This window comes from Aeromonas sp. Y289-2 (genome assembly GCF_027705925.1).
Lineage (GTDB): Bacteria > Pseudomonadota > Gammaproteobacteria > Enterobacterales > Aeromonadaceae > Aeromonas > Aeromonas veronii.
On the sequence record NZ_JAPDCH010000002.1, the window covers coordinates 379,616 to 393,797 of the forward strand.

At 58.9% G+C, this 14,182-nt stretch carries 11 protein-coding genes and 1 tRNA gene; 3 read left to right on the forward strand and 9 right to left on the reverse strand.

The features are described 5' to 3' along the window. Nucleotides 1-11: 11 nt before the first annotated feature. The 9 genes from OKC43_RS06055 to tadA all read right to left on the reverse strand — a co-directional run bounded on the left by OKC43_RS06055 (nucleotide 12) and on the right by tadA (nucleotide 11,134). Nucleotides 12-1,427 (reverse strand): basic amino acid/polyamine antiporter, encoded by a 1,416-nt coding sequence (locus tag OKC43_RS06055; RefSeq protein ID WP_270656651.1) that lies wholly within the window; start codon nucleotides 1,425-1,427, stop codon nucleotides 12-14. A gap of 9 nt (nucleotides 1,428-1,436) precedes the next feature. Further along, complete coding sequence (locus OKC43_RS06060; protein ID WP_270658380.1) at nucleotides 1,437-2,339, reverse strand: homocysteine S-methyltransferase family protein; 903 nt, start codon at nucleotides 2,337-2,339, stop codon at nucleotides 1,437-1,439. Between the two features lie 293 nt (nucleotides 2,340-2,632). Beyond that, nucleotides 2,633-3,175 carry a hypothetical protein gene (locus OKC43_RS06065; protein ID WP_041202118.1) on the reverse strand — a complete coding sequence of 181 codons (543 nt, stop codon included), beginning with the start codon at nucleotides 3,173-3,175 and terminating at the stop codon, nucleotides 2,633-2,635. A 19-nt stretch (nucleotides 3,176-3,194) separates the two neighbouring features. Further along, a complete protein-coding gene (locus OKC43_RS06070; RefSeq protein ID WP_270656647.1) occupies nucleotides 3,195-4,514 on the reverse strand; it encodes a hemolysin family protein in 1,320 nt (439 codons plus the stop codon). Between the two features lie 190 nt (nucleotides 4,515-4,704). Continuing rightward, nucleotides 4,705-5,415 (reverse strand): phosphate signaling complex protein PhoU, encoded by a 711-nt coding sequence (phoU, locus tag OKC43_RS06075; protein ID WP_005334097.1) that lies wholly within the window; start codon nucleotides 5,413-5,415, stop codon nucleotides 4,705-4,707. Nucleotides 5,416-5,500: 85 nt separating this feature from the next. Then, nucleotides 5,501-6,319 (reverse strand): phosphate ABC transporter ATP-binding protein PstB, encoded by an 819-nt coding sequence (gene pstB, locus OKC43_RS06080; protein WP_005334102.1) that lies wholly within the window; start codon nucleotides 6,317-6,319, stop codon nucleotides 5,501-5,503. A 133-nt stretch (nucleotides 6,320-6,452) separates the two neighbouring features. Further along, on the reverse strand, nucleotides 6,453-8,102 hold the full coding sequence (pstA, locus tag OKC43_RS06085) for a phosphate ABC transporter permease PstA (RefSeq protein ID WP_019446688.1): 1,650 nt from the start codon (nucleotides 8,100-8,102) through the stop codon (nucleotides 6,453-6,455). Between the two features lie 32 nt (nucleotides 8,103-8,134). Next, nucleotides 8,135-10,372, reverse strand: a complete 2,238-nt coding sequence (locus OKC43_RS06090; RefSeq protein ID WP_236358384.1) for an ABC transporter permease subunit — start codon at nucleotides 10,370-10,372, stop codon at nucleotides 8,135-8,137. Nucleotides 10,373-10,576: 204 nt separating this feature from the next. Then, nucleotides 10,577-11,134 (reverse strand): tRNA adenosine(34) deaminase TadA, encoded by a 558-nt coding sequence (tadA, locus tag OKC43_RS06095; RefSeq protein ID WP_265347389.1) that lies wholly within the window; start codon nucleotides 11,132-11,134, stop codon nucleotides 10,577-10,579. Nucleotides 11,135-11,383: 249 nt separating this feature from the next. On the opposite strand from tadA, the gene OKC43_RS06100 reads away from it, so the two are divergent. From OKC43_RS06100 to aceB, 3 genes are all read left to right on the forward strand, one after another. Beyond that, nucleotides 11,384-11,460, forward strand: a tRNA-Pro gene (locus OKC43_RS06100). Nucleotides 11,461-11,683: 223 nt separating this feature from the next. After that, entirely contained in the window at nucleotides 11,684-11,824 is a 141-nt protein-coding gene (locus OKC43_RS06105; RefSeq protein ID WP_236358388.1) for a hypothetical protein, read from the forward strand. A 687-nt stretch (nucleotides 11,825-12,511) separates the two neighbouring features. Further along, a complete protein-coding gene (gene aceB / locus OKC43_RS06110; protein ID WP_270658378.1) occupies nucleotides 12,512-14,119 on the forward strand; it encodes a malate synthase A in 1,608 nt (535 codons plus the stop codon). Nucleotides 14,120-14,182: the final 63 nt, after the last annotated feature.

Consider the following 14,182-nt stretch of genomic DNA (forward strand, 5'->3'; position numbering starts at 1 on the left):
CCTCTTCGATATCAGAGATGGGCAAACGACCAGACGGCGGGGATCAGGCTCAGTAAGGTCACTCCGGCCAACAGCCGCTCGCGACCACTCAGGCAAAGATCTGCGCCCAGCTGACGGCGGCTGTAGAGAAACAGCAGCAAGCCCGGCCCGTAGAGCAACAACGACAGCAGCAGATACTCCACCCCGGCGGCATAGAGCAGCCAGAAGCCGTAACCGCTCGACACCAGCGCCACCGCCCGCATCAGACTGCGGCCCTGCCCGCCCTCACCCTTCCTGCTGAACGAGAGCTTGAGCAAGAACAGCCCGATCAGCAGGTAAGGCACCAGGATCATCGAGGTGGAGATAAGCAGCAGGCTGGTGTAACCCTTGCCGAGCAGCCACACCAGCAGCAGGCATGTTTGCACCGTCAGGCTGGTGAGCCAGAGCGAGGCGATAGGCGTCCCATTGCGGTTCTGGCGCCGGAAGATGGCGGGAAACGCGCCGTGGCGGGCTGCGCTGAAGGGCACCTCCGCCGAGAAGAGGGTCCAGCTCACGTAGGAGGCAAGCACCGAGACGATAAGGCCGACGCTGATGAGCAGCTTGCCCCAGGAGCCGGTCATCTGGGCCATCAGCCCTGCCATGGAGGGGTTGGGCAGCGCCGCCAGCTCGGGTCGGCTCAATATTCCCAGCGCCAGCACCGAGATAAGCACATAGAGCAGCAGTGCCAACACGACCCCCAGTACGGTGGCGGTGCCCACATCCCGCCGGTTTCTGGCGCGGGCCGACAACACCGCCGCCCCCTCGATACCGGTGAAGACCCAGAGGGTGATCAGCATGGTGTTGCGCACCTGCTCGGAAACCGGCACCGCCAGGCTACTACCCTGCTGATCCGCCGCGAAGGTGACCGGATCGAACCAGTAGCAGGCGAACAGAATAAACAGCAGCAGCGGCAGGCTCTTGGCCAGGGTCGCCACCAGATTGAACTGCGCCGCCTGCTGCACGCCGCGAGCCACCAGCAGGTGCACCGCCCAAAGGATGCAGGACTCGCCGACAAACGCCGCCAGGGTATTGCCGTCACCAAACCAGATCTGCTCCGGCGTATCGACAAAGCTGCCCAGCGCCGCAAAGGCGATCACCAGATAGCCCACCACGCCGATGGTGGCACAGAGCCAGTATCCCCAGGCGGAGAAGAAGCCCACCAGCTCGCCAAAACCTGCGCGGGCGTAGCTGTAGATGCCGCCGTCGAGATCCGGTCTGAGTCGCGACAGATAGAGAAAACTCATGGCGAGCGCCAGGATGCCCACACCCGTCACGCCCCAACCGATCAGCACGGCGCGGGCGCCTGCCACCTCGGCCATGTTCTGGGGCAGGCTGAAAATCCCCGCCCCCACCATGGAGCTGAACACCAGCGCGGTGAGAGACCAGAGCCCAATCTTGTTCTCTTTCATGGAAGCTCCTTAGCGCAACCGGCTGCTCAGCGCCTGAATATGCTCGGGACCGATACCGCAGCAACCGCCGATGAGGTTCGCCCCGGCCCCGCGCCAGCGCTCGGCCCAGCCAAGGTAATCCAGCGGCCCCAGATCGGCGCGGATCTCGTCCAGCCCATCGTTGGCGGTGGCCTCTTTGGGTTGCGGCGGGAAGGCGTTGGCATAGGCACCGAGGCGGATGTCGCTGCGACCCTCTGCCTGCAACGCAGCACTTGCCACCTTGAGCGCCCCCTCAATCACCTCGGGTTGACAGCAGTTGAACAGGATGGCATCGACCCCGGCCGCCACCAGCGCGGTCACCGCATCAGCTACCCGCTCGCCGGAACGTAGTCGCGGCTCGTTGCCCGGCGCCTCATCTTCCAGCGTGAAGGAGACCCAGAACGGCTTGCCATCGTCAGGCAGCAGCGCTTTCAGAGCCAGTGGCTCGGCAATCAGGCTCATGGTCTCGGCCAGCCAGATATCCACATGAGGGGATAGCGCCCGGATAAGCGGCGTCGCCAGCTCGCTCACCCGGTCCGCCTTGAACAGGTCGGCACGGTAGGAGCCAAACAGCGGTGGCAGAGAACCCGCCACCTGCACGGCGCCCTTCTGCTCGTCAGCCACCTCACGGGCCAGTTGACCAGCCAGCGCTGCCAGCCCCTCCCCGTCGGCAAAGAAACGCTCATCGCCGATATGAAACGGCACCAGCGCATAGCTGTTGGTAGTAATGACTCTGGCCCCGCTCGCCACATAGGCCTGATGCACGTAACGCACCGTCTCTGGCGCCTCCATCAAGGCCAGCGCCGACCACTCGGGTTGACGAAACGGTGCCCCCCGCCGTGCCAGCTCGCGCCCCATGCCCCCATCCAGCACCCACAATTCCCTGGTTTTCATCTGTCGTGTCTCTTTGTTATATGCGTTGTTTATTTGCGTATTTATCTGTTTGTTTTGTTGATCTGCGGTTTCGCATCGAATCGCTGCAGATCGTCCAGCTTCATCTTGGGAAGCGCTTTTATTATGCAGCCATAAAAACATATAGATGTTTAGACGGCCAAAACAAGATAAAACAAAGTGCCACGGGCGGCAATCAGTATCAGCAGAAATCAGCGTGCAAACGGCGAGGCAAACGCAGAAATGCAAGAGGCCACCCGAAGGTGGCCTCATCACTATCTTGATCCGCTGGCGACTTAACGCCCGGCCAGCACGCGCTTGATCTGCTTGACCCAGTCGGAGACCCGACCCTGCTGCGGCAAACCGCGCCAGATCTGCTCCCATTGGGCAGGGCTGAGCGGACGACCGAGACGACGCTGCACACCCGCATAGAGGTAGTCATGGGCCGTGGTGGCCGCATGCTCGGAGGTGAGGAATTTGGAGACCGGATCGGTCAACCGCACGTCCCGCATGCCGAGCAGCGGATAGTCGTTGTGCACCGCCGCCAGCATGGTCTCGCGCATGGCGGACTCGATGTAGCCACGAGCAAACAGGGCGGTCACCGACTCCAGCGACCCCTGATCCGGGCCGTGATACTGCTCGTCAAAGACCGGGCTCGGCTCGGCCATGCCGCTTTGTACCACCGCATCGGGATCCGGCTGCGGCACCACCACGGCAGGCTTGGGGGTTACCGGCTTGGCTGCCACTGTGGCTTTGCGCGGCGCACTCTGACTACAGGCACCCAGTGCCAGGGCGAGCGCGACACAGGCCAGCGCACGGGAATGAGACTGCATCTTCATGACTCTTATGTCGCTCCTTTTACGATTCCTGAGCTAGCTTCTCGGCCACCGCCGGTTCGACCCGGGTAACCAGCAGCTGATCAATCTTGTAACTGTCGATATCCACCACTTCGAACTTGTAACCGGCGTATTTGACCGAGTCAGTGCGTTTGGGGATCTTGCGCAGCATATACATGATAAAGCCGGCGATGGTCTCGTAGTTCTGGTTCTCTGGGAACTCTTCGATATCGAAGGCACGCATCACGTCGGAGATGGGGGTAACCCCGTCCACCAGCCAGGAGTTCTCGTCGCGCTGGACGATCTGCTCTTCCACCACGTGGGTCGCCCACTCGCCCATGACGGTACTCATCAGGTCGTTCATGGTGACAATCCCCACCACCAGCGCGTACTCGTTCATCACCACGGCAAAGTCGCCACGATGATTCTTGAAGTACTCCATCGCCTCATAGAGGTTCAGGGTATCGGGGATGATGATGACGTTCTGCACCAGGTTGCCACCGATAAGGTCGATGCTCTGGCCGCCGATAACGCGGATCAGCAGCTCTTTGGCATCGACAAAGCCCTTGATGCTGTCGAGGTTGTGGTCACAGACCAGAAACTTGTTGTGGGGATGTTCGGCGATCTTCGCCTTGATGCTCTCTTCACTCTCTTGCAGGGTGAAATAGATCAGGCTCTCGCGGGCCGTCATGGCAGAGGTGACACCAAGGGACTGCAACTCGAACACGTTCTCGATGAGCTGATGCTCCTCGCGCTGGATAACCCCCGCCTCGGCACCGGCATCCATCACCGCATAGATATCATCGGAGGTGATCTCGTCGTTGCGCACCGTGGAGACGCGCATCAGACGGAACAGGGAGTTGGCCAACCCGTTGAAGATCCACACCAGCGGCATCAACACGGTGACGAAGAAGAGCATGGGGCGCACCACCACCACGGCAATCTGCTCGGGCATGGTCATGGCCAGACGCTTGGGCATCAGATCGGCGATCAGGATAAACATGCCGGTGACGAACACGAAGGAGGCACCGGAGCTGATCTCGCCAAGCCAGGGACCCTGGTAGAACTGAGAGACAATCCCCTTGATGGCGGGGTTGAGGGCAGACTCACCCAGGATACCGCCCAGAATGGCGACGGTATTGAGGCCAATCTGCACCACGGTGAAAAAGTTGCCCGGCTGGGCCTGCAAGGCCAGCACCTTTTCGGCCTGGCGATTACCTTCATCCGCCATCACCTGCAATTTGATTTTGCGAGACGCGGCGAGAGAAATCTCGGAGAGGGAGAAGAACACACTGCCGCCAACCAGCAGCATTAAAAAGAACAAACTATCGGCAAAACTCATGATTAACCTATTGCTACACCCGCCTTAGCACAAGACGGCAAACTGGGCCCGGGAGACCGGACCGTGAGCCCATCCGGGACTCACACAGGGGGAGTATTCTATCAGAAAACAGCCAGTTGGGGGCTTTATCTTACTCCGACCAGTTATGCAACAAAAAAGGCGCTTCACGCGCCTTTTTATTCACTTCCGGTTAGCCCTTGCCCAGCAGGGTACCCAGATCATCCGCCTTGGTGTGGCGCACATCCTTGCCTTTCACGTAGTAGACGATGTACTCGCAGATGTGCTGGCAGCGATCGCCGACCCGCTCGATGGCCCGCGCCGCCCACAGGACGTTGAGCACCTGGGGGATGGTGCGGGGATCTTCCATCATGTAGGTCATCAGCTCGCGAATGATGGACTCGTACTCGCGGTCTACCTTGTCATCTTCCTTGTAGACCGCCAGCGCCGCATCCAGATCCATGCGGGCGAAGGCGTCGAGCACATCGTGCAGCATCTTGATGGTACGACGGCCCATGTTCTCCAGAGACACCAGCGGCGGCTGCGGCTTGTTGGCGTTGTCGGTCAGCATGCGGGCGATCTTGTCGGCCACGTCGCCAATGCGCTCCAGATCGGTGATGGTCTTGATGATGGCCATCACCAGTCGCAGGTCGGAGGCTGTCGGCTGACGCTTGGCGATGATGCGGGTGCACTCCTCATCGATCGCCACTTCCATCGCGTTGACCTTGTGGTCGTTGGCCACGATTTTGCGGGCCGCATCGAGATCCTGGTCGTGGATCGCTGCGATGGCGTCGGTGAGCTGCTGCTCCACCAGACCGCCCATCACCAGCACCTGGTTGCGCACGCTCTCTAGCTCGGCATTGAACTGACCGGAGATGTGTTTATTGAGGTTCATATTGTCCATACAAATAATCCTTGATTGCTCCGATTATGCCTTAGCCGTTGAACCGACTGCCAATCTGTTTGCTGAGATTCATCCTCTCCTCTCCTTAGCCGTAACGACCGGTAATGTAATCTTCGGTCTTTTTCTTGGCCGGGGTGGTGAAAATGGTGTTGGTATCCGAGTACTCGATAAGCTCGCCCATATACATGAAGGCGGTCTGATCCGACACGCGCGCAGCCTGTTGCATGTTGTGGGTCACGATCACCACGGTGAACTGGCTCTTGAGCTCGTTGATCAGCTCCTCGATGGTGAGGGTGGAGATGGGGTCGAGCGCCGAGGTCGGTTCATCGAGCAGCAACACTTCCGGCTCGATGGCGATGGCACGGGCGATCACCAGACGCTGCTGCTGACCACCGGAGAGACCGAAGGCGTTGTCATGCAGACGATCCTTCACCTCGTCCCACAGGGCCGCACCGCGCAGGGAGCGCTCGGCCGCTTCATCCAGAGTGCGACGATCGTTGATCCCCTGCAGGCGCAGACCATAGACCACGTTCTCGTAGATGGACTTGGGGAACGGGTTCGGGCGCTGGAACACCATGCCCACCTGACGGCGCAGGGCGGAAACATCGACGCTCTTGTCATAGATGTTATGGCCGTGCAGTTGGATTTCTCCCTCGATGCGGCAGATCTCCACCAGATCGTTCATCCGGTTGATGCAGCGCAGCAGGGTCGATTTGCCACAGCCTGACGGGCCGATAAAGGCGGTCACCTGCCCTTTGGGGATCTTCATGTTGACGTTGAACAGCGCCTGTTTGCTGCCGTAGTACAGGTTGAGATCCTTCACCTCCAGCGCGGTCTGCTCCGGGGTCAGGTTGAGCAGGTCCAGCGCGGTGTGCTGGGTAGACGTGGTCGTTACGTTGATCATCTGTTACCTCAAAATCTATCTGGAGTGGCCGGACAGCTGCCGGCGCCCCTCACGTATTGGTGCAGAGAGATGGCGGCTCGCGCTCGGCCGCCCCTCTGTTATCTCACTCTTGTATCACTCAAGCGGCGCCGGATTAATGCTCCAGCGACCGGAATTTCTCGCGCAAGTGGTTACGAATACCGATAGCGGTCAGGTTCAGACCCACGATCACCGTCACCAGCAGGAAGGAGGTGGCGTAGACCAGCGGGCGGGCCGCCTCGACGTTGGGGCTCTGGAAGCCGACGTCATAGATGTGGAAACCCAGGTGCATGAACTTGCGCTCCACATGCAGATACGGGAAGTTGCCATCCATCGGCAGGGTCGGTGCCAGTTTCACCACCCCCACCAGCATCAGCGGCGCCACTTCACCGGCCGCACGGGCAATCGCCAGAATAAGGCCGGTCATGATGGCCGGGCTCGCCATCGGCAGCACGATGCGCCACAGGGTTTCGGCCTGGGTCGCGCCCAGTGCCAGCGAGCCCTGACGGATGGTGCTCGGGATCCGCGCCAGCCCCTCTTCGGTGGAGACGATCACCACCGGCAGGGTCAGGATAGCCAGGGTCAGCGCCGACCAAATCACGCCGGGTGAGCCAAAGGTCGGGCTCGGCAGCGCTTCCGGGTAGAACAGCTGGTCTAACGAACCGCCGAGTGTGTAGACGAAGAAGCCCAGACCAAACACGCCGTAAACGATGGAGGGCACGCCCGCCAGGTTGATCACCGCAATGCGGATGATCTTGGTCAGACTGTTCTTGCCCGCATATTCGTGCAGGTAGACTGCCGCTACCACCCCCAGCGGGGTCACGATGATCGCCATCAGGAACACCATGAACACGGTGCCGAAGATGGCCGGGAACACCCCGCCCTCGGTGTTGGCTTCACGGGGATCGTCAGAGACGAACTTGCCGATCTGGTGGAACCAGTGACCCACCTTGGCCAGCAGGCTCATGTCGTTGGGCCATACCACGTCCAGTACCTTGGACATCGGCATGGTCACCAGCTCGCCACGCATATCCTTGACGGTGATGGCGTCACGGTCCGCTTGGCTACGTAGTGAAAAGAGCTCTTTTTCCAGCACCTGATAGCGATCGTTGAGGGCCTGACGCTCGCTGGCCAGTTCGGCTTTGAGCTGATCGGTCAGCTTGTCATCCAGCTCGGCCTTACGCTCTTTCAGGCGCAGCCGCTCCAGTTGATAGTTGATGCTGCCGATGTCCCCTTTTTGCAGATCGTTGGCCTGCTCGGAGAGGGCATTGGCTCGCGCCAGCACCCGCTGCAGGGCAGGATGCAGATCAGAGGTGAGCTCGCGGCCATCCTCTTTCACCCCGACGATATAGCCATAGAAGTTGCCGTTGGTGGCACGCTCAACCATGGCCAGCTCGGCTGGCTGGCTCTGGGACTTGATGTCCGTCTCCAGCACCCAGCGAAAATCGAGGTCAACGAACTCACGGTTGCCGGTCTTGACCAGATAGCGGGTCAGCAGCTCGCGCTCTTCCCCTTCCAGTGGCAGACCTGCGGCGCGCAGTCGCTCCACCGGAACCTGCTCGCGATCGTTGATCTCGCCGATCAGTACGCTCTTGTTGCCGCTGGCGTCTTCCAGCTGCCACTCATAGATGGGGTGCGGCCAGAAGTAGACCAGACCACGCCAGCCGATCAGCAGCAGCAGACCCAGTACCGCCACCAGACTCAGGCTGACGGCACCGCCGGTCATCCAGATCCAGGGGGCCCCTGATTTAAACCACTTACCCATTGTCGATTCCTTGTCCATTACAGAGTCGCCCCTTACATCGAGCTGTATTTTTCACGCAACCGCTGACGGACAAACTCGGCCAGGGTGTTGAACAAAAAGGTGAACACAAACAGGACGAAGGCCGCGAGGAACAGTACCCGATAGTGGGAGCTGCCCACTTCCGATTCCGGCATCTCCACCGCGATGTTGGCGGCGAGGGTGCGCAGCCCCTGGAACATGGAGAAGTCCATGATGGGGGTGTTGCCGGTAGCCATCAGCACGATCATGGTCTCGCCCACGGCGCGGCCAAGGCCCATCATCACCGCAGAGAAGATGCCCGGGCTGGCGGTGAGGATCACCACCCGGCTCAGGGTCTGCCACGGGGTGGCCCCCAGCGCCAGCGAGCCCTGGGTCAGGTGCTTGGGCACCGAGAAGACCGCATCTTCAGCGATGGAGAAGATGGTGGGGATGACCGCGAAGCCCATGGCGATACCGACCACCAGCGAGTTGCGCTGGTCAAACTTGATGCCCATTTCGTGAGTCAGCCAGATGCGCGAATCGCCGTGCATAAAGGCATTCTCGATGAGCGGGCTCAGGGCGAAGGCCCCCCAGCCAATCAGCAGCAGCACCGGGATCAGCAGGATGGCGTGCCACCCCTCCGGCAGCCAGGACTTGCCGCGCTCCGGCAGATAGTTCCAGAGCAATGCAGTCAGCAGCATCCCCATCGGCAGCAATATCAGCAGCAGGATCACCCCGGGCAACGCACCCTCGATGATGGGCGCCAGCCACAGACCCGCCAGGAAGCCCAGGATAACGGTAGGCAGCGCTGCCATGATCTCGACCGTCGGCTTGACGTATTTGCGCAGCCCTGCCGACATGAAGTAGGCGGTATAGATGGCACCGGCCACGCCGAGCGGCACAGCAAACACCATGGCGTAGAAAGAGGCTTTCAGGGTACCGAATACCAGCGGCACCAGGCTCAGCTTGGCTTCAAAGTCGTTGCTGGCGGAGGTGGATTGCCACACATACTGGGGCTCCGGATATCCTTCATACCATACCTTCTGCCAGAGGGCCGACCAGGTCACCTCGGGGTGATCGTTCTCCACCGAGAAAAGCTTGAAGGTCTCCCCTTGCTGCATCAGCAACAGGTTGTGACGGGGGGAGATGGCCAGAGCAGAGAGCTCGCCCCCTTCCACCGTCTCGGTCAGTAGCTTGGTCTCGCCGGTGGCGTGGAAGAAGCTGATGATGCCGTCCTTGTCGGCACTGATGAAGCCTTTGCGAAAGTGCTCGGGAGTCAGCAGATCTACCGCGCCATCGCCCTTGAAGTCACGAATTTGGGTGAACTGGCGTTTGCCATCCTTTGCCACTTCGAACCACTGGGAGATGACGCCGTTGTCATTGCCCACCAGCAGTGAAGAGGCGCCGGAGAGTAGCTGAACCCGGGTCACATTGGCGTTGGGGGCATTGATCTCCAGCACGTTGCGCAGGGAGATTTCGCTCAGGTTATGAATGTCATAGACGGAGAGGCGATTGCCCTCGCGCACGAACAGGATCCGCAGATTGGGGGTCAGCAACATCTGATCCACATGGCGCGGCAGGGAGGGAATCGTGTAGTTTTCACTGCTCCACTCAATCTCCCCGGAGATGAAGTTCTCCTCACCGCTCATCACAGTCATCACACCACGACCATCTTCGGTCACGGCGGCGGTCGCCATCTTGTCCTTGGTGGCTTCGAACACCATCAGTTGCAGCGCCTTCCCTTGCGGGTCGATCACCACAGGCTCTTCGCCGAAGGGATATTGCAGGCTGGGCTCAATCACCCGCACATCGTTGGGATAGGAGACCTTGAATGCTGGCTGGACGACCTGCGCCTTGCCATCGGCAAAGCCGTAGGCGATCAGCCGCTGACCAGGAGCTGGGGTCGCTACCGTGGTGATGTCACCAGCAACCTGGGCCTGACCCAGTGACTGGCCGACCTTGATCTTGTCATCTCCCTGCACCGCAAAGAAGTTGACCTGCCCTTTATCGCTGAAGCGATAGCCGATCTCGTTCTGCTCTTCCACGCCGAGCCAGGCGGTCTTCCCTGCGGCAGGCAGGGTAAACGAGGCGGTCGGCTCCATGGAGGCGCCATTGAAGATGGGTTTCACCACATAGAGCAGATAAAAGAAGATAAGCAGCAGCGCCACCAGTACCAGGGCTCCGCCTGTGGTGACGCCATATTTGGCCAATTTATCCTTGATCCGGCGTTTTCTACTGCCCGCCATGACCAGGTTTAACGATTCCAATGACATGCAAGACCTCAATGTAAGCTAGGCTTCGCGGCATTATATGGCGGTTGCATGACAGTTTTGTTACATCGAGAACGCTTTAACTGAGGTTGTTAACGGAAGAATGGGCAGGGATCCCTTAGAAGACTTGCGAGCGTAATATATTGTTTATAAAGGAATATTTATGCTGATAATCAGCAAGGGCAGCCTACGCTGCCCCCGAATGATTCAGGAAAGGATATCGTTTGATTGTTGCAGCGCCAGTTTGGCCGCCTTTTTCTCGGCGCGGCGGCGCTTGAAGAAGGCCGACAACTGGGCCGAGCAAACATCGGCCAGCACACCGCCGGTCAGCTCGACGCTGTGATTGTGTCGCGGGTCCTGCAAGATCTCGAACACCGATCCCGCGGCACCGGTCTTGAGGTCTCGGGCGCCGTAAACCACCCGCTTGACCCGGCTATGGATCAGCGCACCAGCACACATACAGCAGGGCTCCAGCGTCACATAAAGAGTGGTGTCGAGCAGGCGGTAGTTCGCCAGCTGCTTGCCCGCCGCCCGGATCGCCATCACCTCGGCATGGGCACAGGCATCGTGTTCGCTGATGGAGCGGTTCCACCCCTCTCCCACCACCTGACCATCCAGCACCAGTACGGCTCCGACCGGGATCTCGCCAATCCCTTCGGCCCGGGTGGCCAATGCCATGGCATGGCGCATCCACTGTTCGTCCTGCTCGGTTTGACTCTGTGCCTGACTCGGTATTTCTGGGACCTCTGATGGTTTCACGCCCATCCCCTCTTTATCTTGTTCAATTGTGCTGTTTGCATTCCAGCTATCCACATCTGTCAGATAATTCCATAGATAGCAGGCATGATAGCTCGCGGTGACAGGGCGGCGATTATGCCAAATCTGCACGTCAGACCCAAGCCGCATCCCGACTGAGCAATAAAGAAGCAATCGGCATCTCTATGATAAAAAAGGAGTTGCACCCGTTTGGCCATGCTATTAGACTTCCTCCCCGTCAGCCGAGTCTGACTCCGTCGGTGTGTAGCGCAGCCAGGTAGCGCATCTGCATGGGGTGTAGAGGGTCGGAGGTTCGAATCCTCTCACACCGACCATTTTCCCCGAGAATAGCCCAGTCAAACGACTGGGCTATTTTTTTGCCTCCAATTTATCCTCCTGACGATGCCTACCTATAAAGCACAAAAAACACTCAGAACCACTTGAATCTTTTTGCCGAACTCATTAAGATGCGCAACTTTCCGCCGGTAGACAACACAGGGAGGTGGAAACACGAGTGAAGGGATCACTGTCCGGCTTGAGTGCAACACAGGACCAGGCATGAACCAGAACACCGATTTCGCACCCGCCGTTACGCTTTATTCCGTTCCTCACGACACCCCTTGCCACACCGAAAGCGAAAATGAACAGGTCATCCAGCTGGATGTGATCGATCTGGCCGAACCGGATGATGACTATTGAGCCCGGCCAGATGGCCGCTCATCACCAGCACATCGCCTGTTCAACGCTCTCCGTTTCAGGCCCTTGGCGAGAAATCTGCAAAAAACGACAAACTGCTAATTCTATCAAGGATGGCAGTATTATTGACTGATGTATCTCCCCCTTTCCTCCCCGGCATTCCCCCCGACAACTGATACAAACCTACGTTATTGCACTTCACTTTCCATCGCTGCAACCGCTGGTGCCAACAGAGCCTGCATCACCACGCCAAGTTTAAAACGCACGTTCACCAATCAGGTCTAGCATTAGCAAAACATTCATTGCCACATTCAAACGCGCTTTATACGGCTGTTTTGGCAAAGCCTGGAGTTAGGTCGGGATTTGTTTTTGCATTTGTAATTTTATTACGTAATAAGTTACAAAATGAGGGGCAGGGTAACGGCCCAAATTAGCCGTTGTCCGATGGGAAAAAGCAGGAGCATAACCATCTGCGTAGAGCTTTTATACCAATCCAATAAAGCAATAAAAAACATCAACTTAACCATATCCAAAAAACAAGTGTTTAAAAAAAACTGTTGACGTACTCAACAATATTTCGCACCTTATCAATCGTGTTATCCCGTTGTTGCGGGAACGTTTCAGGAACAGGGATTCGACTTTAGTCGTAGTTAGTAAGTTCAAAATGTAATTCTCAAAGGAGTGAACCTTATGTCGGCACCGGCTCAGACCCACTGCAGCGCCCGCCTTCGCATCCAGGGCGAGATGCAACCCGAATACGCGCAAATTCTGACGCCGGACGCGGTGGCTCTGGTCTCCGAACTGGTGGAACGTTTTGCTCCCCAAAGAGGGGAATTGCTGAAACAACGTGTGGCACGCCAGGCCCGTATCGATGGCGGCGAGCTGCCGGACTTCCTGCCAGAAACCGCCCACATCCGTGAAGGTGACTGGACCATTCGCGGCATTCCCGCCGACCTGCAAGACCGCCGTGTGGAGATCACCGGCCCGGTCGAGCGCAAGATGGTGATCAACGCCCTCAACACCAACGTCAAGGTGTTCATGGCGGACTTCGAGGACTCACTGGCTCCCGCCTGGAATAAGGTGATCGAGGGTCAAATCAATCTGCGCGATGCGGTCAACGGCACCGTCTCCTACACCAGCCCGGAAGGAAAGGCTTATACCCTGACCCCCAATCCGGCGGTACTCATCTGCCGAGTACGCGGTCTGCACCTGCCGGAAAAACATGTCACCTTCGATGGCGAGCCCATCCCCGGCGGTCTGTTCGATTTTGCCCTCTACTTCCTGCACAACTATCAGGCGCTGCTGGCCAAAGGCTCGGGCCCCTACTTCTACGTGCCCAAGTTGCAGAGCCATCTGGAAGGGCGTTGGTGGAGCGAAGTGTTCGCCTGGACCGAGGACAAGTTCGGTCTGCCCCATGGCACCATCAAGGCCACCGTGCTGATTGAAACCCTGCCGGCCGTATTCGAGATGGATGAGCTGCTCTATCAGATGAAAGATCACATCGTTGCGCTGAACTGCGGCCGCTGGGACTACATCTTCAGCTACATCAAGACCTTGAAGAACCATCCGGATCGGGTCCTGCCGGACCGCCAGGTGGTAACCATGGACAAGCCGTTCCTCTCCGCCTACTCGCGGCTGCTGATCAAGACCTGTCACAAGCGCGGTGCGCTGGCGATGGGCGGTATGGCCGCCTTTATTCCGGCCAAGGATGCCGCCGTTAACGAGCAGGTCTTCGCCAAGGTCAAGGCCGACAAGGAGCGCGAAGCCAACAACGGCCACGATGGTACCTGGGTCGCCCACCCTGGCCTCGCTGATACCGCCATGGCGGTGTTCAATGCCACCATTGCGGCTGGCGCCAAGAACCAGATCGGCGTACTGCGCGAGCAGGATGCCCCCATCACTGCCGCCGACCTGCTGGCCCCCTGTGAGGGCGAGCGGACCGAAGCAGGCATGCGTACAAATATCCGGGTCGCCCTGCAATATCTGGAGGCCTGGATCAACGGCAACGGCTGCGTGCCCATCTACGGTCTGATGGAAGATGCCGCCACCGCCGAGATCTCCCGCACCTCCATCTGGCAGTGGATCCGCCACGGCAAGAGTCTGTCGAATGGCAAGGTGGTGACCAAAGAGCTGTTCCGCCAGATGCTGGCCGAGGAGCTGGAGGTGGTCAAAGCCGAGGTGGGTACTGCGCGCTGGCAGGCAGGACGCTTTGCCGAGGCAAGCGAGCTGATGGAAGAGATCACCTGCGCCGATACCCTGATCGATTTTCTGACGCTGCCCGGTTACGAGCGGCTCTGAATCACGGGCCCCCAGCGGGGCTCGCCAATAACAAGTCAATGGAAACGTGAAATCAATGAAAGA